Origin of the sequence: Rhodococcus sp. Leaf278 (assembly GCF_001426085.1) — a bacterium.
In the GTDB taxonomy this organism is placed as follows: domain Bacteria; phylum Actinomycetota; class Actinomycetes; order Mycobacteriales; family Mycobacteriaceae; genus Rhodococcoides.
The window spans coordinates 183,749-207,902 of record NZ_LMRR01000007.1 but is presented as its reverse complement, the minus strand read 5'-3'; the positions used below and the strand labels follow the sequence as shown (position 1 = coordinate 207,902).

Here is a 24,154-nt window from a genome sequence, read left to right as displayed (position 1 = left end):
GTCCTACAACCCGGCCGGGGAACTGGCGCGAATCCGAGCAGAATTGACTGCACCCGAGGCCGCCGCGGCGTGGCAGCTGCTCGAGGAGATGGCCGACACCCTCTGCCAGAAAGACCCCCGCGGTAAACAGGACCGGTTGTGTGATGCGTTCATGGCGAGGATGCACGGTGAACCCCGCCTGGCGTGCTTGTGCGAACGCGCGGACTGCCCGAAAGCCGATGCAGCATTGCCGGATCGTCGGGTGCCGTTGACGATGATCACCGTCGACATCGCCACCCTCATCGGGTTGCTTGCGAACCCTGCGTATCTCGCCGGGCATGGCTCGATCGACCCGGATCTCGCACGAGAGTTGGCGCGCAACAGTCAATGGCAGGTCCTGCTCACCGAGGCGGTCACTCTCGCCGAGAAGCTCGGCCTGGCGGTGCAGAACCCGGAGACCGGGGAATGGGAGCGACGCAGCGGCGGCGAGAAAGCAGGGACGGCAACGGGATCCGATGCGGGAACGGTGACGGACGCCGACACAGATACAGATTTCGACGCAGACGCAGCAGACGCAGCAGATGCACCGGAGACGCCGGGAGATGCGGTCGACGAGACGGCCGAGACCGGTGGGTCCGAGGGGATCGAAAAGAATGGCGCAACCGACGAGACTGCCGGGTCCGAGGAGAACGACGAGTCCACACCCGTACCTGCGACCGACCCGTCGGCAATTCCCGAACCCGGTGCCGCCGATCCTGTCCGCAAGAACGCAGCAACACGTGCAGGTGCACCGGCGACCGACCGGCAGGCGGACGCACCGTCGGCCACCGACCACGAGGCAGCTGCTCCCTCGGAAGCCACGCCAGCTTCAGGATTGTCTCCGGAACAGGCATCGCCGGCACCTGATACCGCATCGAGCTGTGCGCAATCACGTTCGTCTGCAACACCATCCGACCCCGCAGCCTCCCACCAGAAATCAGCTGAAGGCCAGGCACCGCCAACAGGCCCGGCACTAGAAACAGGCCCGGCACCCGCAGCCGCCAGCGACAACCCCCACCAGCGTCGACTGGGACCACTGACTTCCGCTGCCGCCCTGTTCTGCACCCACACCCCCGTCGGCAAGGGCACACGGCACAGCTCTGCCCTCGACCTACCCTCCGCAGGCCCGCGCGACGACAGGACGATCCACGCGGCAGGCCGGACACCCGCGGGCCACACACCTTCAGGTATCTATCTCGGCAATGCCTCCCTCGCCGCCGCTCTCGAAGCCGCGATCGCGGCCGACCCCACCCTCGGAAAGTCCGTCGCACGCGATCCACTGACCGACCGGGCCCTGATCTACCGACCCGATTCCCTGACCACCGCAGCCGTCCGACTCCGCGACCGACACTGCCGATTCCCCGGATGCCAGCGTCCAGCCGACCGCTGCCAACTCGACCACGTGATCGCATTCGACCATGCCAACCCTCTCGGCGGCGGCTGGACGACGGTCAACAACCTCCAATGCCTGTGCGAGTTCCACCACACCGTCAAATCCGCCGGCTACTGGAGCGCGATCATGCTCCCGGGCGGCGCGATCCTCTGGCGATCCACCTCGAAGACCACCCGAATCACACTGCCCGCCAACGGCACAGCCGTACCCATCCTCGACAACGACCTGCGCCCACACATCCCCACCAAACCCAGACGATCCGGCATCATCGCCTACCCACACCCACCGAACCCGCCTGGCAACGAACAGCGCGAAACAGACGACACAGAAGCACCGCCGTTCTAGATGCAGACTTCGACTTACACCCTTCAGTAGTCGAACGCCTCGAACCTGACGTCTTCACCGGCCACCCACTCCAGAACTGCTTCGTGCAGGGGCCGAGCAGCGCAGACGTAGAACTGTCTTCGCCCAACGCGTCCCACGGCTTCGACGTCGGCTTCGGTCATTCTTCGGGTGCGTATCCGGGCTCCGAGCTGTTCGAGAGTGCGACGCTGGGCGAGCTTGTCGGAGTCCATCTGTCCGGTGAGGAACACCGTGATTGCCACCCCCAACTGGCTGACCCGCTCGACGACGTCGACGGCGAGAGCCAGGTCCTCCGCGCGCACGCTCCAGAGCAGGGTCAGCGCGAGTCCGGATTCGTGGGCAGCGTGCGCCTGTGCCATGAATGGGGTGATCCCGACCCCCGATGCCACGACCACTACGTCGTCGGTAGTCGGCTTGGTGTCGGCGTACTTGGTGTCGGCGTATCGGGTGTCATCCTCGCCGCCGAAGCCCAGGACGGTGACAGTAAGTTCCGACTCTGGGGTCCATCGCGACAGCAGCCCGGTGACCGGTCCGTGCTCTCGGACGGTGATCTCGAATTCGTTGTTGCCCAGTGCATGCGGTTCGCTCGACACAGTGAACGTTCTGATGAAGTCGTCGTTGAGGGAGCTCGGGTCGTGATCGCGCATGTGCGACCAGCCGCGATCGAGTTGGGCTGAGAAGTCGAGGGTGACGTGTTGCCCGGCTCGCCACTGCACCGGCGTCGACGATTCGCCCTGAGTAAGTCGGAATGTGTACCGCGATATCGTCGGTGTGATCGGTAGCTTGTGGATCAGCGAGGCAAGCGTTCTCTCCGCTGGTCTGGGTTGCCGGCCCGAAACGCCGACCTCGCGGGCCAACCTCCGAACCGGTGGGTTGTACGGTGACGGTTCGAGCAGCGCGCCTCTGAACGCAAGGCCGTTTCTCACCAAACGCACCGCCTCGATTTCGATTCTCACGGCCATTTTGCTATGGGGCAGAACACTTTCAGCAGCATCGCCGATCAGTACCTCCGCGCTTCCCGAAAGGTAGAGAAGATCGCCGGTGTCGAAATCGGGAAAGGTGACTCCCACTGCCCGGTCGGAGGTGATGTTCCCCAGCGTCTGGTAGAGGCGGTTCCCCGAGTACTCCGGATACACCAGGGTCACGCCCTCGGCCTCGGAGTTGCTGAAGACCTGGACGAATCCTGGTGCCCCGCCGCGAATGTTGGTGTCCATGCTGTCCGTACCGTGTCGGCTGGAGATGAGGAAGGTATCGGATTTTTCGATGATGGTGAGGGCCTCGGCTGGTAGCGGGAGTGAATCGCCGATCAACTGCGGAGACATTTCGTAGGGTGTTATCGCCCGCTTGTTCAGATACTTGGGGCAGTTTCCGAGGGTTTCGTCGACCACGATGTTCGCCAGGACGTCGATGGGCCCGTTCGTCTCTGAAGTTGTTGTCTTCGTGCTCTTTTCCGCCACGATACCGTCGAGCATCCGTCCTGCGATCTTGACCCGGCCTCGGTGCTCGAGGTCGATGACGAGGCCCGAGACCAGCCTTCCTCGTCCGTTCGGCTTGTCGTCGCGTAAGAGAACCTCGAGCACCGGGTCTGCGGTGTGAGGCTCGAGCTGGGCCTGGAACCTCAACCGCAGGACCCCGTCCGTGGCCGGGGTTGCTGTTCCAGGAGCGCCCCCGAGCAGTGTTGTCCACACGCGGTCGTCGACGCCGGTTGTTCCGAGTGCCACGAGTGGGCTCCGACTCATCCAGGGTCCGTAAGCGGCGGGCAGACCTGGAGCAGTGGGGTTGTCCTCGTAGGGCACCTGTAGAAGACGGTGCATCGTCTCTTCCCCCGGATGCCACTGGCTCGTGACATGGTCGTCAGCTGCTCGCATGACGTCTGACCTTTCTCGGATACTGTTGTTCTACTTGGCTATTCGAGGTAATGGCACGGAATCGAGCGCAGGTTTTCGATCAGGCTGCCTGTCGTGCCCCGGAGAACCGGTGCAGGAAGGCGGTGATCAGGGAGGCTACTTCGTCGAGGTGGCTTTCGAGGAGGAAGTGGCCCCCGTCCAGCAGATGAATTTCCGCGTCGGGAAGATCGCGCAGGAACGCACGCGCACCGTCGGGTCCGAAGATCTCGTCGTTCTTGCCCCAGACGGCGAGGAGCGGGGGACGTGAATCGCGGAAGTAGCGGTGCACAGCGGGGTACAGGCGGACGTTCGACGGATAGTCCGCGAAGAGCCTCAGCTGGATCTCGTCGGTGCCGGGACGGGTGAGCAGCGTGTGGTCGTGGATCCAGGCGTCGGGGCTCACGAGAGTCGGATCGGAGACACCGTGGACGTACTGCCACCGGACCGCGTCGAGTTCGAGTGCATCGCGCAGCGGCGCAGCGTTTTCCGGCGTGCGGTTCTGCGCGTAGGTCCACAGCGGTGCCCAGAACGAGTCCACGAACCCTTCCTCGTACGCGTTGCCGTTCTGAGTGACGATGGCGGTGATGCGATCGGGATGACCGAGGGCGAGGCGCCACCCGACGGGTGCGCCGTAGTCCTGGGTGTAGATCGCGTACCGGTCGATACCCAGTTGGTCGAGGAGGTGGTCGGTGACGGCGGTGAGGCTGTCGAAGGTGTAATCGAAGTCGTCTACGGACGGAGCCGCCGAGTATCCGAAGCCGATGAGGTCGGGAGCGATCACGTGAAAGCTGTTGCTCAACAACGGGATGAGGTGGCGGAACATGAACGAGCTGGCGGGTGTTCCGTGAAGCAGCACGATGGTGGGATCGGACGGATTGCCGGCCTCGCGGTAGAAGACTTCGAGTCCGTCGACGGTGGTGGTGTGGTGATGAACGGTGACCATGGATAACCCCTATGGGTAGTTGATGTGGTTACTCCGATGACCGAACCACAGTAGACGTAACCTGTCAAGCGGTCTATGGTGGTTACATGAACACCGAGGAGGCGCGGGCGATCGACGAAGCACTGCTGATCGACCTGCTCAACACCACGCCGGTGGTCGACGAGCGGGCAATCGATCTGCTGGCGGACGACGCGGACGGCCGAGACTGGCTCAGTGCACGCGGTGGGACCGGAAGCGCCGAAGAACTTCGGGTGTGCCGCGACCTGCGTGACGACATCCAGCGGGTGGTGCGCAGTGAGGCGTCACCGTCGTCGCTGAGCAGGTATCTCCGCGACCTCTCGCGGGTGCCGGTGCTGACCGATGACGCGCTTCACTGGGTTTTGCGGGTGGCCGAGGATCGCCGACTGGCCGCACGGGTTGTGCTGGCCTGGGCGGGGATTCGTGAGAGTTTGCCTGGCGCACTGCGCCCGTGTGCGAACGACGAGTGCCGCTTGTTTCTGCTGGATCGCTCGCGTGCGGGCACCGCGCGGTGGTGCTCGATGGCCACGTGCGGCAACAAAATGAAGGCCCGACGGCACCGTGCCCGGGCGGCAGGCGACTGACTTCGGCGCGCGGGAGCGGGGCTCGGGGGAGAAACGCCGTACCAGTCTCGTATCGCCACAACGGAACTCGATCGGTCGGTTGTGGCAGTACTATCGACGCCGACGATCGTGGGGCTCGACACCAACAGTGTCGAGCCCCACTCGAATCGAATCAGGTTGCGATGTGAATTGCCCGACCGGGTGTCAGACCAGGTGCTGGATGTGATCGCGCGTGAATTCGATGCGCTCGTCCACGCGGCCGTCGCCCACCTTGTTCACCCACTCGGGATCGGACAGCAACGCGCGTCCGACGGCCACCAGATCGAACTCGCCGTCCTGGAATTGACCGACGAGAGCGTCCAATCCGGTCACACCCGACGCGGCATCCTCCGACCATGCCGACGTGAACACCGAATCGAGGCCGACCGATCCGACGGTGATGGTCGGAACCCCGGTGAGCTTGCGTGTCCAGCCTGCCAGGCCGAGTTTGCCGTCGTGGCCGTCCAGCTCGGGGAACGCGGGATCCCAATGTCGGCGGGTCGAGGCGTGGAGCACGTCCACACCGGCGTCGACGAGGGGCGTCAGGACGCGTCCGAGCTCCTCGGGGTTCTGCGCGATCCGAGCGTCGAAGTGGTTGCTCTTCCACTGCGAGAATCGGTACACGATGGCGAAGTCCTCGCCGACGGCTGCACGAATCGCAGCAACGACCTGCGCTGGGAAACGGGTGCGGGCTTCGAGTGAGCCGCCGAACTGGTCGTCGCGCACATTGGTTGTGGCCCAGAGGAACTCGTCGAGAAGGTAGCCGTGAGCGCCGTGCAGTTCGAGGCCGTCGAATCCGGTGTTCTTCGCGTTGACCGCCGCTTGTACCCACTGCGAGGTGAGTTCGTCGAGGTCGGCGTCGGTGAAGGCTCTGCCGACCGAAGAGCCGTCGAGTGCAATGCCGGAGGGGCTCACCGTGGTGACATCGGGGAACAGGCGTGGCTCGGTGCCACGCTCGACGCCGAGGTGCCACAGCTGCGGGATGATTGCGCTGCCCTCGGCGTGTACCGCGTCGACGACGCCCTTCCAGCCTTCCAGGCTGGCGTCGCCGTAGATCCGTGGAACACGGGTGTGGGGACCCGCGGCGGGGTCGGGGATGTAGGTGCCCTCGGTGATGATGAGACCGGTGCCGCCGGCGGCGCGCTTGCGGTAGTACTCGGCGACATCCGGGCCGGGGATGCCGTCTGGAGAAAAGGCGCGCGTCATCGGAGCCATGGCGAAGCGGTTACGCAGCTTCAGCGACTTGACCTCGAACGGCTCGAAGAGCCCGGCGGTGGACAGATGCTGAGTTGTGGATGCAGTTTCGGTCACGCCTGCGCACAACCTCATGCAACACCGAGCTATTCCCCGGGCGAGGCTGTTAGCGTCGAATCCTTATGAGCCCTTCGCCGCTGATCTCTGCCACCGAACTGCACGATCTCTTCGAGATGGGACGGCCCCCTGTCGTCCTCGACATCCGGTGGACCCTCCAGAACGGGAGCGACAGAGCAGGTTACGAGGCGGGGCACATCCCGACTGCGCAATTCGTAGACCTCGGCACCGAACTGGCGGCACCGCCGAATGACCGTGGCCGGCATCCGTTGCCCGACGCGGACACGTTCGTCGCGGCGATGCGCGGAGCAGGGGTCAGTGACGACTCCTCGGTCGTGGTCTACGACGGAGGACCGGCGACCGCGGCGGCGCGGGGATGGTGGCTGTTGCGCTACTTCGGGCACGCGGACGTGCGCGTCCTCGACGGCGGACTTGCTCAGTGGGTGGCCGCCGGATTCCCGATCGGCACCGAACCGTCGATCGCCGCCGCCGGATCGTTCACCGCGCGCCCATCACTGGCACGAGTTCTCGACGTCGACGACGTGCTGGACTTCGCACGGAACAACGTGCTGCTCGACGCGCGGGCACCCGAACGGTTCCGCGGCGAGGTGGAGCCGGTGGACCCCGTGGCCGGTCACATCCCGGGCGCAATCAACCGGCCGACGACCGACAACGTCGATTCGGACGGACGTTTTCTGGCTCCGGAGGTACTCAATGGCACATTTGGTGGACTTGTGCCGGCAGGGAAAGAGGTCGCCGTCTATTGCGGGTCCGGGGTGACCGCGGCGCATCAGATTCTCGCCCTCGAGTTGGCGGGCATCGACGCTGCTCTGTATCCGGGGTCATGGTCGGGATGGATCACCGACCCGTCGCGACCGCGTGCGTGAAACAACCTCTGACCAGGGTGTTCATGCAACAAGGGTTGAACTTGAATCTGACTTCAACTATACCTGGGGCATGAAGGTAGAAGGCAAGGTCGCCATCGTCACCGGCGGTGGTGGCGGAATCGGCGGGGCCATCGCTGCTCGACTCTCGGAGCACGGCGCACGCGTCGTCGTCTCCGACCTCGACGGAAAGACGGCGGAAGCGGTGGTCGACGCCATCGAACGAGACCGGCCGGGGACGGCCGTTGCGGTTGCTGCGGACGCGTCGAACATCGCCGATATCGAGCGGCTGATCGCGCAGGCCGAGGAATCGTTCGGTCCGGTCGATCTCTACTTCGCCAACGCAGGCATCAGCGGCGCACCCGGGCTTGACGCCACCGAACAGGACTGGGATCTCTCGTTCGATGTGAACGTTCGCGCCCACATCCGGGCCGCTCAGCTGTTGGTGCCGGGCTGGCTCGAGCGCGGTGAGGGGTATTTCGTCAGCACCGCCTCAGCGGCAGGCCTACTTACCCAGATCGGTTCGGCCACATACGCAACCACCAAGCACGCGGCAGTCGGATTCGCGGAGTGGTTGAACGTCACGTACGGCAACCGAGGAATTCGCGTCAGTTGCCTGTGCCCGATGGGTGTCAACACCAAACTGCTCTACGAGGGACGCGAATCCGGAGATGCGTTGGGAGCGGCGGCAACTGCGGCGGTTCTGAGCGCCGGCGCTGTGCTCGAACCCCTCGACGTTGCCGATGTGGTGCTGGGCGCGATGGACCGCGAGCAGTTCTTGATCCTGCCGCACGAGAACGTACTGGACATGTACCGCAACAAGGGTGCCGATTACGACCGGTGGTTACGCGGCATGCGTCGCTACCAGGACAGCTTGCTCGACAACAACCGATAGGGGCCCACCGTGGCATTTTTCGAGACCAGCGATCGCGCGAAGAAATTCGAGTCGGATCTGTTGGAATTCATGGACTCTCACGTCTACCCGGCCGAGGCCGTGTACGAGCAGCAGATGCTCGAAGCCGGGGACCCGCACTTCCACCCGCCGATCCTCGAGGACCTGAAGAAGGAAGCGCGCTCACGTGGACTGTGGAATCTGTTCCACCCGCACCCTGAGTGGGGGCCAGGCCTGACCAACCTCGAATACGCGCCGCTCGCCGAGATCATGGGACGCAGCCTGCTCGCCCCCGAGGCCTGCAACTGCAACGCACCGGACACGGGCAACATGGAGGTCTTCACGCTCTTCGGCACCGACGAGCACAAAGAGAAGTACTTGAAGCCGTTGTTGGACGGCAAGATTCGCTCTGCCTTCGCGATGACCGAGCCCGACGTGGCCAGCTCCGACGCCACCAACATCGCGATGAAGATGGACCGCGACGGCGACGACTTCATTCTGAACGGTCGAAAGTGGTGGACGTCCAACGCGATGCACAAGAACTGCAAGGTTCTCATCGTCATGGGCAAGACCGATCCAGAGGCGGCCACCCACCGTCAACAGTCGATGCTGGTGGTACCCATCGACGCACCAGGTGTCACTGTCCTGCGAAATCTGCCGGTTTTCGGCTACGTCGACCGCGAAGGCCATGCCGAGGTGCTCTTCGAGGATGTGCGAGTGCCGGCCAAGGACGTGTTGAAGGGGCCGGGTGAGGGCTTCGCCATCAGTCAGGCTCGTTTGGGACCGGGCCGTATCCACCACGCGATGCGCACCATCGGTGTGGCCGAGCGCGCGCTCGAATTGCTCTGTCGCCGTGCGGCATCGCGAGTGACGTTCGGCAAGCCGGTGGCGATGCGCTCGAACATCCAGGACTGGATCGCCGAGGCGCGAATCGAGATCGAGAAGACGCGGTTGCTGACGTTCAAAGCCGCCTACCTGATGGACACCGTCGGGAACAAGGAAGCGCGCACCGAGATCGCAGCCATCAAGGTTGCCGCACCGGAGATGGCGCTGAAGATCATCGACCGTGCCATCCAGGTGCACGGCGGCGGCGGTGTGAGCAACGACTTCCCGCTCGCGATGATGTATGCGCACGTGCGGACGCTGCGGCTCGCCGACGGTCCGGACGAGGTCCACAAGATGTCGATCGCGAAGATGGAGCTGAAGAAGTACCTCTGAGTACGGCTAGCGACCCGCCTGCCAGGCCGGGTCACGGCCGATGAAGGCCATCAGCTTGTCTTGAGCGGACGCGTCGTCGCCAACCGGGACGGCGGGCCCGTACTGCCCGCTGTCTCGTAGCATCTGTTCCATCGGTCGCATGGCATCGAGGGCCGCAGCGCAGCGCTCCTCGCCCAAGTCGGGTTCGAGGCCAAGGGCTTTCGCCAGGTCCCAGGAGTGCATCCAGATGTCGGCGGTGTAGAACATGTCGATCGCCTCGTCCACCGGCATGTCGCCGGTGTGCGGGTTGCTCAACATGCGGTCGGAAGGGTCGTCGAGAATGGCCTGGATGTCGGCATCGTGACGCTTCCACGCGGCTTTCGGGTCGGCATCGATGTCCAGGGGCTGGAACTCGATTCCCGCTCCGCCGAATAGAAAGCCGCGAGACCACTCGATCAGGTGCTTCACGACATCGATTGCGGCCCAGTCCGATACCGGGCTCGGGCGTGACCAGTCCTCGGACGAGGCGGACTCGACGAGCGCGGTGAAGGTTGCCGCGTCCTGTAGGTGCTGCTGGGCCGGCTCTGTTCGTTGCCCGAGCAGTTCGTCGAGTTTGTCGTAGCCCTCCCTCACCCCGACGTCCATGCCACTGGACAGCATGCCGTCCCGAGTTGCGAAGTCGGACATCACGCTGAGCACTCTCAGGAGCGTGCCGCCGCCGTCGCGGCCCTCGAACGTGAGGGTCTCGAGGGCAACCGAATCGGGTTGGCCCTCATAGGTGAACGTCCACACGATCCGCTCGTTGTCCCTGACCTCGTGAAAGCTGCCGAAGAAGGCTGCGATCTCTTCACCGTCCCGATCGTTGGCAAATGCCCAGGAACCTCCGGTGCGGCCCTCCCACTTCAGAATTCGCGTCGTCAACGATCTGGGGCCCACCCACTGCCGATACAGCTCGGGATCTATGTGGGCGCGGAACACCTGCTCCGGCGTTGCAGTGAACTCTCGAACGATCTCGATCGTGGGTACTTTCTCGTCCGCAAGGATCTCGGTTTCGTACATGGTTACGACGCTTCTTTCGTGTCCGGGGCCTTCGTCGGGTTGTCCTCGATGTCCATGCTGTCCAGCAGGGCGTCGAGGCGTCGATAGCGTTGTTCTGCTTCCTGTCGATAGCGCTCGATCCATTTCGCCATGAGGCCGAACACCTGCGCATCCAGATGCACCGGCCGACGCTGGGCATCCTTGCTGCGGGTGACCAGGCCTGCTTCCTCGAGCACCTTCACGTGCTTGGATACGGCCTGGAGGCTCATGTCGTACGGCTCCGCCAATTCGCTGACACTTGCATCTGCGCCGGCGAGCCGCGCCACCATGTCGCGACGAGTGGGGTCTGCCAACGCCGCGAACGTCTTGTCGAGTTGCTCCGTGTGATCGTCCATCGGCTCCTCGCTTCCTCGATGAAGCCGAGCGTAAGCCGCGTAACGTGCGTAGTCAACCATTTGGTTGAGTAGTCCCCTTGGCCTACCCTCGTCGGATGGGCATCGGTGACGACATGGTGCGGGACGTGATCTCCCGAGATCTGGGGCACCCGCTACGAGTGGCGATCGACGGGGTGACGGCATCGGGAAAGTCGACCTGTGCGCGGTGGCTGGTGAATGCCATTGCAGCGCAGGGTCGTCCGGCGATTCATGTGACAATGGACGGTTTTCATCACCGGCGTGAACATCGGTATCGGCAAGGGCGGGCGTCGGCTGCCGGCTACTACCGGGACGCATACGACTTCGACGCGTTGTGTACACATGTACTGATTCCGTTGGGGCCGAACGGAAGTAGCGAAATTCGGCGTCGGATCATCGATCTGGCCACGGACGAGCCGGTGGATGATCCGCTCGAGCCGGTGCCTACCGATGCGATCGTCGTAGTGGACGGAACATTTCTGCACCGGCCACCGCTGCCTGACTACTGGGACTACACCGTCTTCATCGACACTCCGATGGACGTCGCACGGGCGCGCGGAGCAGTCAGGGATGCGAATGCGCTGGGCGGTGAGGAAGCCGCGGGTATGGCCTTCGACCGGCGCTATCACGCAGCATGCCGAATCTATCTGGACGAGGTGGAGCCGCGCGCCCGAGCAACTCGAGTGCTGCCGAGTATTGACAGCCTGCTGTCAATGGGGTGATGATTGACAGCATCCTGTCAATCGATGCGAGGACGTTCCGATGACCACCATTGCGCTGTATGCCACCGACACCATGGCCGACTGGGAGTACGGGTACCTCACTGCAGGCTTGGCCATGGCCCGTGAACAGGACCCGAATGCCAATCGGTTGATCGTGGCCTCGGAGACGGGGCAGGCCGTCACGACGATGGGAGGATTGCGCATCACTCCCGACGTAGGCTTGGCCGACCTGCCGACACTCGACGCCTTGATTCTGCCCGGTGCGGGCAGTTGGGAATCCGGGCACGAGACCGTCTTGAAGCTCGCCGCCCGACTCGTCGCGTCCGGAACTCTTGTCGCGGCGATCTGCGGTGCGACATACGGTTTGGCTCGAACCGGACTGCTCGACGACCGTCCGCATACCTCGAATGCCGCCGAGTTCCTCACGCAGGCAGTCGAATACCGTGGTTCGGAGCAATATCGAGACGAGAAGGCGGTGTCCGACGGCACCGTGATCACCGCGGGCGCGACGGCACCGATCGAATTCGCGAAGCTGGTGTTCGAGCGACTGAACGTGTTTCCGCAACCCGTCGTCGACGCCTGGTACGGCCTGTACACGACGGGGGAACGCAAGTACTACGAGCAACTCGCCGGAGCATGAAAAAACGCACGCCGGAGGGTGACGCGCTGACGGCTCTGGTGCTTCCCGTATTCGAGCTCAACGGCGAATTTCTCGCTGCAGCACAGGACATCACCGAGCCGACAGGTCTGACGCCGGCGTGGTGGCAGGTGCTGGGAGCGACCCTCGACGAGCCGCTGTCGGTAGCCGACATCGCGCGCCGCGTCGGCCTGGGGTTGGCGAGGCAGAGCGTGCAGCGCACCGCAAATCTGTTGGTGGACAAAGGCTGGGCCGTATACGTCGACAACCCGAACCACAAGCGCGCGAAATTGTTGGAACCCACCCCAAAGGGTCGCGACACCGTCACGGAGCTGCGGGATGCACAACACGCGTGGTCCGACGCCGTGGGAGTCGCTGTGGGAGAGGGCGAACTGCAGGCCTTCGCGGCAACCCTGGGCAAAATACTCGCGGCATCTCGTGACTACCGCGGCGGCAGTGCATAATTCGGGCATGGCTGCTCTTTCGATACTGCTCTCAGGACTGCTCGCCGGACTGTTGTCGCAATCCAATGGGGGCGACGTCTTCGGTGACACCAGCTTCGTTTCGGTGGTGTTCTTCAGCGGCGGTGGGGGAGTTGCGGTGGCAGTGATCGCGGCGTCCGTGCTGGCGATGGTCGTGCGTCGACGCAGTATTCTGGTGGGGCTGTCCATCGCCGCCGCCGTTGTCGCCGGGGTGACAGCACTCCTGATGCCGTCTCACCTCGCCGAGATGGTGGCAGGTGGAGTTCTGTTGGGTTGCAGTGCAGTACGAGCGAACGGTGCGCGAATTCGAGAGGCGCTGCTGATCGGGTCGTTCCTTCTCGGACTGCTCAGTGCAGGCGCGGTCGAGGCTTTGCAATCCCCAGGTATCCCGCGGCGCTACGCCGACTACCTCACCGAATCCGACATCGGTACACCGGTGATCGTTCCGGTGCTCTGTCTAGTGGTGGTGCTGGCAGTGGCCTGGTCAGCGCGAAAAGACCGCGGGGAAAAGAATGCGCCACCCGAACGGAGCGGGCGAACAGTCGGGGCGATACTGCTGGTCTCGATCGGCGGCCTCTTACTCGCCGTACTGTTCGGGCACAGCATCTTCGAGAGCCAGTACGGTTTCGTCGGTCGGTGGTACTTCGCAATTCTCGTCGTACCGGTGTTGTTCGGTGCCGCGGCTCTGTTGCCAGGGCGAGGCGGCATCATGATTCTCGCCGGGACGGCTGTGCTGATCACGTCGACCACCACCGCCGGGGTGGGCATCGAGGTGTCGGACGGAGTCTGGACACTCGGGCTCGTGGCCGTCACCGCGGTCGCAGTAGCAGTGGGAGGTGCGCTCGGAGTGCGGTGGGGTCGCCCTGTCGTAGGCTTCGGGATCCTTGCCGTGGTCTGTGTGACCGGACTGTTCGAGTCCCAGCCGCTCGACAACGTGAACTACGCGGCAAGTCTGCTGATCTTCCCGGCCGCTGCGGCCTACCTGTACGTGGCGTGCACGTCGGCCACGCCCGCAACACCCACGGCTCTTACCCTGGGCCTCGCGGTGCCGGTGGCGATCACGGTGCCGATGGTCGTCACGTACGGTTGGACGGCCTACACGCCGCTGACCACGATCGATACCAGTACGTTCTCGCCCGGCACCGATCTGTGGCTCTCGACCGGCGCGGCCGTTGCGATTGTGGTCCTCGCCGGCGTCGGGACTCGGTTCCTCGGTCGTCGGCCACTACCGAATTAGCCACCGGAGTACCGTTTTCTTACATGGCTTACAGATACCTCGGAAACAGCGGACTGAAGATCTCGGAGATCACCTACGGCAACTGGTTGACGCACGGATCGCAGGTGGAGAACGATATCGCCACCCAGTGCGTACGCGCGGCCCTCGATGCGGGCATCACCACCTTCGACACCGCCGACGTCTACGCCAACGGAGCGGCCGAGACGGTCCTGGGCGACGCGCTGAAGGGTGAGCGTCGGGAATCGCTCGAGATCTTCACCAAGGTCTACTTCCCGGTCGGACCCAAGGGCCCCAACGACACCGGACTCTCACGCAAGCACATCCTCGAAGGAATCGACGCTTCACTGCGTCGCCTCGGCACCGATTACGTAGACCTCTACCAGGCGCATCGGTACGACGTCGAGACTCCGCTCGAAGAGACCATCGCCGCCTTCGGTGACGTCGTCCGCCAGGGCAAGGCGCTCTACATCGGCGTCTCGGAATGGACCGCCGATCAACTGCGTGCAGGGCAGGAACTCGCCCGTCAGAACGGCTTCTCGATCATCTCGAACCAGCCGCAGTACTCCGCGCTGTGGCGCGTCATCGAGGATCAGGTGATCCCGACGTCGAAGGAACTGGGCATCTCGCAGATCGTGTGGTCGCCAATCGCCCAGGGCGTGCTCACCGGAAAGTACCTCCCCGGTCAGCCTTTGCCCGACGGCTCTCGCGCCAAGGACGACAAGGGCGGCGACAAGATGATCGCCCGCTACCTCGACGATCAGACGCTCACCCGGGTGCAGCAGCTGAAGCCGATCGCCGACGATCTGGGAATCACCATGGCGCAGTTGGCTGTTGCGTGGGTGCTGGCCAACGACAACATCGCCGCCGCGCTGGTCGGGGCCTCACGGCCGGAGCAGATCGCCGAGAACATCAAGGCCTCGGAGGTTACCCTCGACGCCGACGTTCTCGCGAAGATCGACGAGGCGCTCGGTGATTCGGTCGAGCGCGACGCCGGCAAGACGGGCTCGCCCGAGGCACGCCTGGTCTGAGCACTCGAAGTTGCCGGTCCGACCGACAAGGTGAAGCGAACAGGGTAATAAGGACGTATGGACACGATCACCGTCGATACACCTCAGGGCCAGGTTCGCGGTCGGACCGGCGCAGGCGTCACCTCGTTTCTCGGAGTGCCGTACGCCGAGGCTCCGTTCGGACCCCGCCGATTTCAGGCTCCGTCGCTGCCGCCCACCTGGGACGGAGTGCGCGACGCACTCGAGCTGGGGGCCACCGTCCCCAAGGTGGGATACCGTCCGCCGACCAGCGAGATCCTCAGTGAGCCGGTGGTACCCGGCGACGACTGCCTGAACGTGAACGTCTTCACCCCCGATGTCGGCGGCTCGGCACCGGTGTTCGTCTGGATCCACGGTGGAGCATTCGTCAACGGCAGCAACGCGATTCCCACGTACGACGGCTCAGCCTTCGCTCGTGACGGCATCGTGGCCGTGGTGATCAACTACCGACTCGGCGTCGACGGTTTTGCGCTGATCGACGGTGCCCCGGCGAATCGCGGAATGCTCGACCAGGTGGCGGCCCTCGAATGGGTGCGCGACCACATTTCGGCCTATGGCGGCGACCCGGCCCGGGTGACCATCGCGGGAGAGTCGGCGGGCGCGATGAGCGTCGGCACCCTGATGTCGATGCCCCGTGCCGAGGGGCTCTTCCAGCGGGCGATTCTCCAGAGCGGAGCCGGCCACCACGTCATCACCGCCGAGACCGCCGCGACGGTGTCCTCGGCATTGGCGACCGCACTCGGCGTCGAGGCGACGGTCGACGGCCTCGGTTCGGTCTCGGTGAACGCCTTGGTCGACGCGCAGCGCGATCTGTCCGATCGCATCGCGGCCGAGGCCCCGACCGGTGCGTGGGGTGAGCTCGCCCTGAACGTCATGGCGTTCGAGCCGTACATCGACGGCGATGTCGTTCCAGCGCTGCCGTTTTCGCGCATCATCAGTGACGGCGCGAGCGCACAGGTGGACGTGCTGATCGGAACCACCAGCGAGGAACATGCGTTCTTCATCGTGCCCGCCGGAATTGTCTCGCACCTCACCGAGGACTACGTGAAGATGGTCCTCGCTGGGTACCGAGCAGACTCCACGGCGCTGGAGAAGTACCGCGAGCAGCTGCCCGATGCCTCGGCCGGCGAGCTGATGATCGCAGTCATGACCGACTGGTTCTTCCGCATTCCGGCCACGCGGCTGGTCGAGGCCCGCTCCGGCAATGCCTTCGTCTACGAATTCATCTGGCGCTCAACGCTGTTCGACGGCGCTCTCGGTGCCTGCCATGCACTGGAAATTCCGTTCGTGTTCGACATGCTGCACAAGCCCGAGACCGCACGCATCACGGGTCCCAACCCGCCGCAGAAGGTGGCCGACGAGATGCACCGTGCATGGGTCGAATTCGTGCGCGACGGCTCTCCCGGCTGGGACTCGTACGGCAGCGACCGCGCCGTGATGATGTTCGGCGACGAGCCTGGAGTCGTTCTGGACCCGCGGACGACTACCCGCGAGGTGTGGGACGGGGTGCGCTGAGCTTCCTGCCACAACCTCCGAACGTCGTCTGCGAGGCCGGTCGCCGGAGGGTTAATCTCGGATATGCGCAGACTCCTTCCTGGTTTCGGTACGAATGCTCCGGTTCCGGCGCGGCCTGCTCGCGTCGTGGTGGTCGGTGGCGGTTTCGGCGGATTCAACGCCCTGCAACGCCTGGCGAAGCTGCTGGGTCCCGATCGCGCCGTGCTGACGTTGGTGGCCCCCACCGACTACCTGCTCTACAGTCCGCTGCTCCCGGAGGTCGCCACCGGTGTCCTCGATCCGCGGGACATCGCCGTCTCGACTCGCCAGGCCCTGCCGCGGGTCAGGTTGGTGCTGGGGCATGTTACGAACGTCGACTTCGAGACCCGTGAGTTGTCGGTGACCGGACCGGACGGTGACTCGACCCTCGAATGGGACAAGCTGATACTTGCCCCCGGTTCGGTCACCAAGCAGTTCGACATCCCGGGCGTCGACGAGCATGCGTACGGACTCAAGACACTGAGCGAGGCCGTCTACATCCGCAACCACGTAATTGCGCAGCTCGATGCGGCCGACGCTCTGCCCGATACCCCGGAGGGCCGGAGCGAACGCGCCGAGCGTTTGACGGTCGTCGCCGTGGGAGCGGGTTACACGGGCACCGAATTCGTCGCGCAGATGCAGAATTGGGTCACCGGCATCGCGTCGCGCTGGGCGAGTGTCGATCCCGACGAGGTGCGTTGGGTGCTCGTCGACGTGGCCGACGCGGTACTGCCGGAACTGGGCGCTCGACTGGGCAAGGAAGCGCTCGCAGTGCTGGCGGAGCGCGGTGTCGATGTTCGGCTGGGGGTGTCGGTGGCATCGGCCACGGCCACGTCGGTGACGCTCACCGACGACGAGGTCATCCCGTCGCGCACTCTCGTCTGGGGAGCCGGTGTGGCGGCGAGCCCGCTCATCGCGAAGTTGGGCCTGCCCACCGACCGCGGCCGCCTGGCCGTGGGTGCCGACATGACCGTTCCTGGGGTAACGGATGTCTGGGCGATCGGCGATGCAGCGGCAGTCCCGGACCTCGCCGCCGATCCCTCGAAGCCGACACCGCCGACGGCGCAGCACGCCCAGCGTCAAGGTGTGGCCGTCGCCCGCAATGTCGCGGCGTCACTGGGCGTCGGGCAGGCGCGTCCGTACAAGCACACGGATCTGGGACTCGTTGCCGATCTCGGTGGATTCGACGGTGTCGCAAAGCCTCTCGGCATTCCGTTGACCGGTCCGGTAGCGAAGTTCGTCGCACGCGGCTACCACCTGTACGCGTTGCCCACGGTGTCGGCACGAGTGCGGGTGGCGACGGATTGGCTGTACGCCTCGGTGCTGCCGACCCGGGTCGTCAATCTTGCCCAGGTGCGATCCGAGGACGCGTTGATCAAGAAGGCTCAGGCAATCGATCTCTACGAGTAGAGCGCTGCGCCGCATGTGCACGCGGAGCCTGCGGTCGTTCCGCAGGCTCCACTCCGAATTTCGTAGCAGGCTAAGAAGTTCCGTGCACATGGGTCACCGCAGGTGATGCACCTCCTGCAGCCCGTAGACCGGGGTGTCGATGCCCTCGTAGCGCGCCTTGATCTGCAGGGCCAGGTACAGCGAATAGTGCCGTGACTGATGCAGATTGCCGCCGTGGAACCAGAAGTTCTCCTGCTGCGTCGGCTTCCACATGTTGCGCTGCTCGCCTTCCCATGGCCCGGGATCCTTGGTCGTGTCCGATCCAAGGCCCCAGCACTTGCCGACCTTGTCCGCGGTCTCCTGGTCGATGAGATCCGCGACCCAACCGTTCATCGAGCCGTAGCCGGTGGCGTAGACGATGAGGTCGGCGGGCAGCTCGGTGCCGTCGTCGAGTACGACGCCGGTCTTGCTGATCCGCTCCACCTGTCCGGCAACGAGTTTGATCTTGCCGTCCGCGACGAGCTCGGATGCGCCGACGTCGATGTAGTAGCCCGAGCCGCGACGTAGGTATTTCATGAACAGCCCCGAACCGTCGTCGCCGAAGTCGTGTTGGAACCCGGCCTTCTCGAGCCGATCGTAGAAGTCCTTGTCCTGCTCCGCGATCTGCTGATACACCGGGATCTGGAACTCGTGCATGATCCGGTACGGCAGCGAAGCAAACGTGAGATCGGCTTTGGCCGTAGTCATTCCGGATTCGACGGCTCTTTCGGAGTACAGATCGCCGAGTGCGATCTCACACAGCGAATCGGACTTGACGATGTGCGTCGACGAACGCTGCAACATCGTGACGTCGACGCCCGTCTCGTACAGGGCCTTGCAGATGTCGTGCGCGGAGTTGTTGGAACCGACGACCACCACGCGCTTGCCGACATAGGCGTCGGGACCGGGGTGCTCGCTGGAATGATGCTGCTCGCCCTCGAATTCGTCCATGCCGGGGAAGTTGGGCACGTTCTTCTTGCCCGACATTCCGGTGGCCATCACCAACTGCTTGGGCCGCAGGATCACTTCCTCGCCGTCACGGTCGACGACGACTGTCCACTCCTTCGCCGCCTCGTCGTAGGTGGCGGACTTGGCCGTGGTCTTGCTCCAGTACGGCACTTCCATGACCTTCGTGTACATCTCGAGCCAATCGCCGATCTTGTCCTTCGGCGCGAACACCGGCCAGTTCGGCGGGAACGGCAGGTACGGGAGGTGGTCGTACCAGACCGGATCGTGCAGGCACAACGACTTGTATCGTCCCCGCCACTGATCGCCGGGGCGTTCGGCGCGGTCGACGACGATCGCCGGCACACCCAGCTGCCGGAACCGAGCTCCCAACGCGATGCCGCCCTGACCCCCGCCGATCACGAGGGCGTACGGCTGCACGCTGTAGCCGAGCTCGTTCTCCTCGATCTCCTTCTTCTCGGCCCAGTTCTGGGTATCGGCGTTCGAGCCGTGCACCGCGCCCTTGATGCGTGATGCACCCTGGCGCTCCTCGTGCCCCTTGAGCTCCTGCATGGTCGTCAGCAGAGTCCAGGCCACGTCGTCGCCGGTGTCGGCGTCCGTCGTCAAGCGCAGATGCCCCTTGCCGCGGCTCGTTGCGGTCTCGAACTCGATCCAGGCGGAGACGACGCCATCGGCTTCGTCGGGGACCTCGGTGGTGTGAAAGCCCGTCGGATCGGTGTCGTCGAGCCGCTCGGAGAGCATGTCGCTGACGCCGTCACGGCCTTCGACGGTCTTGAGATTCCAGGTGAAGGTGACGAGATCACGCCAGAAGCTACTGACGGCGAACATGCCGGCCACGCGAGGAATATCACGTTCGACCAGGGCCTCCTCGAACTTCGACAGCCAGGCGTCGACCCGCTCCTGAGGACTGCGCGTGCTGGTGATCTCGATCGGCTCGATGGTTTGGGTCATGAAAACTCCTCGTGGCGAAAGTTCGGTGCGTTGTGTGACCCAGCACACTCTTCGATCACGGCTGGGTCGAGAGTTGCAGTGGGTTGCACTGGGCGATCGGCGGTATGGTTCGAGAAATTTCCGGGGGGAAACATGATTCGTCGTATTACCGTTGTTCTGGTGCTGGTCGTCGTGACCGGTTGCTCGTCGGCGTCGCCTACCGTCGACACCGGTACCCGGTCTCCGACGGTTCCGTGCATCGACTCCGTCGGCGAGAACTCGCCCCTGACCGTCATGGGTGACGCATTGCTTCTTACGCCGTATCTGCGTGTGCGGGGACAGGTGCGTACGGCGTTGGAGGAAGAGTTCTACTGGCGTAACAAGCAGCCCGACGACCCCATGGACGCACGCCGCCTGAGCGCGTTCGTTCCCGGTGGTAACAAGACTGCATTGCTGTACCCCGACACACCCGCCGGTGGCGATGCCGAGTTCGCCGCGGCCACATGCGGTCTCGAATTCGACTGGAAGGCGGGCCTGTCGTCCAGCGAGTTCGAGTCGGTGGTCTCGACCCCGGGGTTCTTGCGCGGTCTGGGTCGTCGACTCTGCACAGATGTGGAGATGTCCGGCAACACCACCGACTATCTCGCCAGGGCCGATGAGAAACTGGCCGAATTCGAGGACAACGCTGCCGGCAAGGTCGACTTCATGAGGGCGATGCACCAGAACTCGCTGAAAGACCGCCTCGACTTCCTTGCCTCCCCGGAGGAACCCGACGAACTGCCGGAGAACCGACGAATCGCCCGACATGACGTCATCGAACTACGTGACATCATTGCGCGACTGGAGAGCGAAACCGATGGACACCTGCTGCAGATCGAACGGGATCGGGTCGAATTCATCAGAGCCGCACTGACATTTCAGTGTCCTGCGCTGAGCGACTGATCGGGCTGCGGCTGGTTCTCGTCTCCGGCCCGCTGCAACGCGCTGCAACCCTGTCGGAAGTGGTCGGCGTCACATAGACATGAACGCATCCGACGATCAGGAGTGAAGTGATGCGCGCAGCTGTCTACTACGGCCCCAACAAGGTGGAGATCACCGACGTTCCCGAGCCCAGCCCCGGTGAAGGGCAGGTCAAGGTCAAGGTCGGGTTCAACGGAATCTGCGGAACCGACCTGCACGAGTACTACGCCGGCCCCATCTTCATCCCCACCTCGCCCCATCCTCTGACCGGCCAGGAGATGCCGCTGGTGCTCGGACACGAGTTCTCGGGCACCGTTACCGAACTCGGGAAGGGTGTCACCGGTATCGCGGTGGGCGACCGCGTCGCCATCGAGCCGCTCTATCGCTGCGGGCACTGCGGACCGTGCCGCGCGGGTAACTACAACATCTGCGCGCAGATCGGCTTCCACGGATTGATGTCCGACGGCGGGATGGCCGAGTACACCGTGGTGCCCACCGACATGATTCATGCCCTGCCCGACAACGTCTCTCTCGAACTCGGTGCTCTCGTCGAACCGATGTCGGTGGCGTATCACGCTGCGACACTGGGCGATCCGAAACCCGATGACACCGCTATGGTGTTCGGTGCCGGACCGATCGGCATCGGGCTGTGGTTCGCACTGCGCGGCAAGGGAGTCGAGAACGTCTACGTTGTCGAACCGTCGCCGACGCGTCGAGCATCGATCGAAGCACTCGGCGCGAAGACCCTCGATCCGACCGCCGTCGACGTCCCCGCCTTCATCGCCGACCTCACCGACGGCAACGGAGCCGACGCCATCTACGACGCGGCCGGTGTGCAACCGGCCGTCGAGACCGCACTCGGCTGCATTGGCGCGCGTAAGCCGCTGGTCAGCGTCGCGATCTACGAAAAGCCCCTGACCACACCGCTGCAGAAGCTGGTGATGAACGAATCCCGAATCCAGGGATCGCTGTGCTACACCTCCGCCGACTACGAGGCCGTCATCGAGCTGATGAGCCAGGGCCACTACGACACGACCGGCTGGGTCGACAAGATCACGCTCGACGGCGTCATCGACGACGGCTTCGAGGCGCTGCATGCAGGCACCAAGATGAAGGTCCTCGTCGACCCGTCCACCGGAGCGGCGTCATGAGCGCGGTACTGGTGACCGGTGCCGGTCAGGGCATCGGCCGCGCCATCGCACTACGGTTGGCGTCCGACGGTCACGACATCGCGTTGGTGGACCTGTCCGAGGACAAGATCGCCGGCGTCGCCGACGAGGTGCGTCGAACAGGCTCGAAGGCAACGACATTCGTGGCCGACGTCAGTGATCGCGACCAGGTGTTCGCAGCCGTCGATCACGCGCACAGCGCGCTCGGTGGGTTCGACGTCATGGTCAACAACGCGGGTATCGCGCAGGTGGCTCCGCTCGACGATGTTCGCCCCGAAGACACGAAGAAGATCTGGGCCGTCAACGTCGACGGTGTGCTGTGGGGAATCCAAGCGGCCGCAGCCACATTCAAGTCCCTCGGCCGGAAGGGCAAGATCATCAACGCGTCGTCCATCGCCGGTCACGACGGATTCGCGATGCTCGGGGTCTACAGCGCAACGAAATTCGCGGTTCGAGCACTCACCCAGGCTGCGGCCAAGGAGTACGCCGCGGACGGTATCACCGTCAACGCGTACTGCCCCGGCGTTGTCGGCACCGACATGTGGGTGACCATCGACAAACGATTCGCCGAGCTGACCGGTGCGGCGGAGGGCGAAACCTACGACAAGTTCGTCGGCGGTATCGCTCTCGGGCGGGCACAGACGCCGGAGGACGTGGCGGCGTTCGTCTCGTATCTCGCCGGACCCGACTCGGACTACATGACGGGTCAGGCACCGTTGATCGACGGTGGCCTTGTCTATCGGTAACCCCCGTTGATGTCGATCTGTGAGCTGGAGCACAATTGACCGTCATGACGCAGTCGACAGGTCCTGAACCTGCGCTGGCGGCCGGCGAAGACCCGCGCCGCTACGCGCAGATTCTCACTGCCGTGTACGACGCGACCATGACCGGCGGCAAGTCGCCAGCACGTCCCCGCGAGGTCATCGGTGACTCGTGGCGGCGGTTGCAGACCCTGGGCATCGACCCCGAAGTGGGCAACCCCGCCGAGACACAGATGGACGTCTCCGATCTCGAGCTCAGCCGGCGAGAATCGGGTCTGTTCGACATCCTCGACGACCTGGCCCGCGGTCTGGAATCGGTGGTGCAGGACGGCGACAACATTCTCGTCGTCGCCGATCGCCACGGCCGCGTGTTGTGGCGCAGCGGATCGACGGCCGTCCTCGACCGCGCCGACGATCTCGGATTCGTCGAGGGGGCCAACTGGGCCGAGGACTCGGTAGGCACCAATGCCATCGGAACTGCACTGGTCTCACGCCGCGCGGTCCAGATATTCTCAGCCGAACACTATGTGCGCAGCCATCATTCGTGGACGTGCGCCGGAGCGCCGATCCGCGATCCGCGTACCGGTCAGGTACTCGGGGCCATCGACGTCAGTGGCCCGGCGAAGACGGTGCACCCCACCACGATTGCACTGGTCGACGCCGTGGCGAGGTTGGCGGAATCCCAGCTGCGCGAAATTCATCGGAGCACCCTCGATCGACTGCGCTCGGTGGCCGCACCGATGCTCGCGCGACTGCAATCCCCGGCGCTGGCCGTCGACGCGAACGGCTGGGTTGCGGCCGTCGAGTCGGTGGCTCTGCGCAATCGCATCCTCCTTCCCGAGGACCTGGCAACGGGCCGCTTCTGGCTGCCGACCCTCGGCGTGTGTGACTTCGAACCCCTGCCCGGTGGATGGCTCGTCCGACCCACCAGCACTGTGGATTCCGGCGTCGCCGATGTCGGATCGACGAGAATCAGTATCGACCTACGCAATTCGCAGAAACCTCGCATCGAGGTGCGCAGCGAAGTGGGGGAGTGGACTCACGAGCCGACGCCCCGGCATGCCGAGATTCTGTACCTGCTCGCCACGCATCGGCAGGGGCGAACCGCGTTGCAGATGGCCGCCGATCTGTTCGGCGACGATGGCCGCGCGATCACGGTGCGCGCCGAGATGTCGCGGCTGCGCAAGCACCTCGCCGGCATCATCTCCACGCAGCCGTACCGATTGGACGAATCGGCGACAGTCGAACTGCTCATGCCGTCGGACATGAATCGGTTGCTGCCGCATTCGTCGGCCCCGGCGATCTGCGCGGCACGAGGCTGAGCG

General features: G+C 64.4%; 22 protein-coding genes. 16 read left to right on the top strand and 6 right to left on the bottom strand.

Translation table 11 applies throughout. The features are described 5' to 3' along the window. The coding region (locus ASG84_RS27735) for an HNH endonuclease signature motif containing protein (protein WP_057476753.1) at positions 1-1,756 on the top strand (1,756 nt) is incomplete at its 5' end. A 23-nt stretch (positions 1,757-1,779) separates the two neighbouring features. Here the strand turns inward: ASG84_RS27735 and ASG84_RS09450 are convergent. Next, entirely contained in the window at positions 1,780-3,642 is a 1,863-nt protein-coding gene (locus tag ASG84_RS09450) for a pyridoxamine 5'-phosphate oxidase family protein (RefSeq protein ID WP_156399442.1), read from the bottom strand. A gap of 79 nt (positions 3,643-3,721) precedes the next feature. Next, positions 3,722-4,603 (bottom strand): alpha/beta fold hydrolase, encoded by an 882-nt coding sequence (locus tag ASG84_RS09445; RefSeq protein ID WP_057476751.1) that lies wholly within the window; start codon positions 4,601-4,603, stop codon positions 3,722-3,724. Positions 4,604-4,689: 86 nt separating this feature from the next. On the opposite strand from ASG84_RS09445, the gene ASG84_RS09440 reads away from it, so the two are divergent. Beyond that, positions 4,690-5,205: a CGNR zinc finger domain-containing protein gene (locus ASG84_RS09440; protein ID WP_057476750.1), complete on the top strand. Its 516-nt coding sequence runs from the start codon at positions 4,690-4,692 to the stop codon at positions 5,203-5,205. A gap of 183 nt (positions 5,206-5,388) precedes the next feature. Here the strand turns inward: ASG84_RS09440 and ASG84_RS09435 are convergent, their stop codons facing one another. Beyond that, a complete protein-coding gene (locus ASG84_RS09435) occupies positions 5,389-6,552 on the bottom strand; it encodes an NADH:flavin oxidoreductase (RefSeq protein ID WP_156399441.1) in 1,164 nt (387 codons plus the stop codon). Positions 6,553-6,599: 47 nt separating this feature from the next. On the opposite strand from ASG84_RS09435, the gene ASG84_RS09430 reads away from it, so the two are divergent. From ASG84_RS09430 to ASG84_RS09420, 3 genes are all read left to right on the top strand, one after another. Then, positions 6,600-7,421, top strand: a complete 822-nt coding sequence (locus tag ASG84_RS09430) for a sulfurtransferase (RefSeq protein ID WP_057476748.1) — start codon at positions 6,600-6,602, stop codon at positions 7,419-7,421. A gap of 70 nt (positions 7,422-7,491) precedes the next feature. Then, complete coding sequence (locus tag ASG84_RS09425) at positions 7,492-8,313, top strand: SDR family oxidoreductase (RefSeq protein WP_057476747.1); 822 nt, start codon at positions 7,492-7,494, stop codon at positions 8,311-8,313. 9 nt (positions 8,314-8,322) lie between these two features. Next, entirely contained in the window at positions 8,323-9,528 is a 1,206-nt protein-coding gene (locus ASG84_RS09420) for an acyl-CoA dehydrogenase family protein (protein WP_057476746.1), read from the top strand. Positions 9,529-9,534: 6 nt separating this feature from the next. On the opposite strand, the gene ASG84_RS28620 is transcribed toward ASG84_RS09420, so the two are convergent. After that, positions 9,535-10,566, bottom strand: coding sequence for a TIGR03086 family metal-binding protein (locus tag ASG84_RS28620; protein WP_057476745.1), 1,032 nt, complete (start codon positions 10,564-10,566; stop codon positions 9,535-9,537). 2 nt (positions 10,567-10,568) lie between these two features. Then, positions 10,569-10,940: an ArsR/SmtB family transcription factor gene (locus ASG84_RS09410; RefSeq protein WP_057476744.1), complete on the bottom strand. Its 372-nt coding sequence runs from the start codon at positions 10,938-10,940 to the stop codon at positions 10,569-10,571. Between the two features lie 95 nt (positions 10,941-11,035). On the opposite strand from ASG84_RS09410, the gene ASG84_RS09405 reads away from it, so the two are divergent. The 7 genes from ASG84_RS09405 (at position 11,036) to ASG84_RS09375 (ending at position 18,025) form a co-directional block, all read left to right on the top strand. Further along, positions 11,036-11,680 (top strand): hypothetical protein, encoded by a 645-nt coding sequence (locus tag ASG84_RS09405; protein ID WP_057476743.1) that lies wholly within the window; start codon positions 11,036-11,038, stop codon positions 11,678-11,680. Between the two features lie 40 nt (positions 11,681-11,720). Beyond that, positions 11,721-12,320 carry a DJ-1/PfpI family protein gene (locus ASG84_RS09400; RefSeq protein ID WP_057476742.1) on the top strand — a complete coding sequence of 200 codons (600 nt, stop codon included), beginning with the start codon at positions 11,721-11,723 and terminating at the stop codon, positions 12,318-12,320. Beyond that, on the top strand, positions 12,317-12,781 hold the full coding sequence (locus ASG84_RS09395; RefSeq protein ID WP_057476741.1) for a MarR family winged helix-turn-helix transcriptional regulator: 465 nt from the start codon (positions 12,317-12,319) through the stop codon (positions 12,779-12,781). The genes ASG84_RS09400 and ASG84_RS09395 overlap by 4 nt, the downstream gene beginning before the upstream one ends. A gap of 7 nt (positions 12,782-12,788) precedes the next feature. Next, positions 12,789-14,036, top strand: a complete 1,248-nt coding sequence (locus ASG84_RS09390) for a hypothetical protein (protein ID WP_057476740.1) — start codon at positions 12,789-12,791, stop codon at positions 14,034-14,036. A 23-nt stretch (positions 14,037-14,059) separates the two neighbouring features. Beyond that, the gene (locus ASG84_RS09385) at positions 14,060-15,064 is read left to right on the top strand and encodes an aldo/keto reductase family protein (protein WP_037149047.1); all 1,005 of its coding nucleotides are present in this window, start codon (positions 14,060-14,062) and stop codon (positions 15,062-15,064) included. A 57-nt stretch (positions 15,065-15,121) separates the two neighbouring features. Beyond that, positions 15,122-16,597, top strand: a complete 1,476-nt coding sequence (locus ASG84_RS09380) for a carboxylesterase/lipase family protein (protein ID WP_057476739.1) — start codon at positions 15,122-15,124, stop codon at positions 16,595-16,597. Positions 16,598-16,660: 63 nt separating this feature from the next. After that, positions 16,661-18,025 carry an NAD(P)/FAD-dependent oxidoreductase gene (locus ASG84_RS09375; protein WP_057476738.1) on the top strand — a complete coding sequence of 455 codons (1,365 nt, stop codon included), beginning with the start codon at positions 16,661-16,663 and terminating at the stop codon, positions 18,023-18,025. Positions 18,026-18,118: 93 nt separating this feature from the next. Here the strand turns inward: ASG84_RS09375 and ASG84_RS09370 are convergent, their stop codons facing one another. Then, on the bottom strand, positions 18,119-19,960 hold the full coding sequence (locus ASG84_RS09370) for a flavin-containing monooxygenase (RefSeq protein ID WP_057476737.1): 1,842 nt from the start codon (positions 19,958-19,960) through the stop codon (positions 18,119-18,121). Between the two features lie 132 nt (positions 19,961-20,092). Between ASG84_RS09370 and ASG84_RS09365 the strand changes: the two genes are divergently transcribed. From ASG84_RS09365 to ASG84_RS09350, 4 genes are all read left to right on the top strand, one after another. Then, positions 20,093-20,881, top strand: a complete 789-nt coding sequence (locus ASG84_RS09365; RefSeq protein ID WP_057476736.1) for a hypothetical protein — start codon at positions 20,093-20,095, stop codon at positions 20,879-20,881. A 110-nt stretch (positions 20,882-20,991) separates the two neighbouring features. Continuing rightward, entirely contained in the window at positions 20,992-22,050 is a 1,059-nt protein-coding gene (locus ASG84_RS09360) for a 2,3-butanediol dehydrogenase (protein ID WP_057476735.1), read from the top strand. Then, positions 22,047-22,814, top strand: coding sequence for an acetoin reductase (locus tag ASG84_RS09355; RefSeq protein WP_057476734.1), 768 nt, complete (start codon positions 22,047-22,049; stop codon positions 22,812-22,814). Before ASG84_RS09360 ends, ASG84_RS09355 begins: the two co-directional genes overlap by 4 nt. A gap of 44 nt (positions 22,815-22,858) precedes the next feature. Beyond that, positions 22,859-24,151: a GAF domain-containing protein gene (locus ASG84_RS09350; RefSeq protein ID WP_057476733.1), complete on the top strand. Its 1,293-nt coding sequence runs from the start codon at positions 22,859-22,861 to the stop codon at positions 24,149-24,151. Positions 24,152-24,154: the final 3 nt, after the last annotated feature.

Excerpts from the sequence above, each read along its gene's own strand:
- ASG84_RS09385 (WP_037149047.1), top strand. The coding sequence starts at position 14,060 with ATGGCTTACAGATACCTCGGAAACAGCGGACTGAAGATCTCGGAGATC.
- ASG84_RS09445 (WP_057476751.1), bottom strand. The coding sequence starts at position 4,603 with ATGGTCACCGTTCATCACCACACCACCACCGTCGACGGACTCGAAGTC.
- ASG84_RS09450 (WP_156399442.1), bottom strand. The coding sequence starts at position 3,642 with ATGCGAGCAGCTGACGACCATGTCACGAGCCAGTGGCATCCGGGGGAA.
- ASG84_RS09390 (WP_057476740.1), top strand. The coding sequence starts at position 12,789 with ATGGCTGCTCTTTCGATACTGCTCTCAGGACTGCTCGCCGGACTGTTG.
- ASG84_RS09350 (WP_057476733.1), top strand. The coding sequence starts at position 22,859 with ATGACGCAGTCGACAGGTCCTGAACCTGCGCTGGCGGCCGGCGAAGAC.
- ASG84_RS09430 (WP_057476748.1), top strand. The coding sequence starts at position 6,600 with ATGAGCCCTTCGCCGCTGATCTCTGCCACCGAACTGCACGATCTCTTC.
- ASG84_RS09375 (WP_057476738.1), top strand. The coding sequence starts at position 16,661 with ATGCGCAGACTCCTTCCTGGTTTCGGTACGAATGCTCCGGTTCCGGCG.
- ASG84_RS09370 (WP_057476737.1), bottom strand. The coding sequence starts at position 19,960 with ATGACCCAAACCATCGAGCCGATCGAGATCACCAGCACGCGCAGTCCT.
- ASG84_RS09355 (WP_057476734.1), top strand. The coding sequence starts at position 22,047 with ATGAGCGCGGTACTGGTGACCGGTGCCGGTCAGGGCATCGGCCGCGCC.
- ASG84_RS09440 (WP_057476750.1), top strand. The coding sequence starts at position 4,690 with ATGAACACCGAGGAGGCGCGGGCGATCGACGAAGCACTGCTGATCGAC.
- ASG84_RS28620 (WP_057476745.1), bottom strand. The coding sequence starts at position 10,566 with ATGTACGAAACCGAGATCCTTGCGGACGAGAAAGTACCCACGATCGAG.
- ASG84_RS09410 (WP_057476744.1), bottom strand. The coding sequence starts at position 10,940 with ATGGACGATCACACGGAGCAACTCGACAAGACGTTCGCGGCGTTGGCA.
- ASG84_RS09405 (WP_057476743.1), top strand. The coding sequence starts at position 11,036 with ATGGGCATCGGTGACGACATGGTGCGGGACGTGATCTCCCGAGATCTG.
- ASG84_RS09395 (WP_057476741.1), top strand. The coding sequence starts at position 12,317 with ATGAAAAAACGCACGCCGGAGGGTGACGCGCTGACGGCTCTGGTGCTT.
- ASG84_RS09380 (WP_057476739.1), top strand. The coding sequence starts at position 15,122 with ATGGACACGATCACCGTCGATACACCTCAGGGCCAGGTTCGCGGTCGG.
- ASG84_RS09425 (WP_057476747.1), top strand. The coding sequence starts at position 7,492 with ATGAAGGTAGAAGGCAAGGTCGCCATCGTCACCGGCGGTGGTGGCGGA.
- ASG84_RS09365 (WP_057476736.1), top strand. The coding sequence starts at position 20,093 with ATGATTCGTCGTATTACCGTTGTTCTGGTGCTGGTCGTCGTGACCGGT.
- ASG84_RS09400 (WP_057476742.1), top strand. The coding sequence starts at position 11,721 with ATGACCACCATTGCGCTGTATGCCACCGACACCATGGCCGACTGGGAG.
- ASG84_RS09360 (WP_057476735.1), top strand. The coding sequence starts at position 20,992 with ATGCGCGCAGCTGTCTACTACGGCCCCAACAAGGTGGAGATCACCGAC.
- ASG84_RS09435 (WP_156399441.1), bottom strand. The coding sequence starts at position 6,552 with ATGAGGTTGTGCGCAGGCGTGACCGAAACTGCATCCACAACTCAGCAT.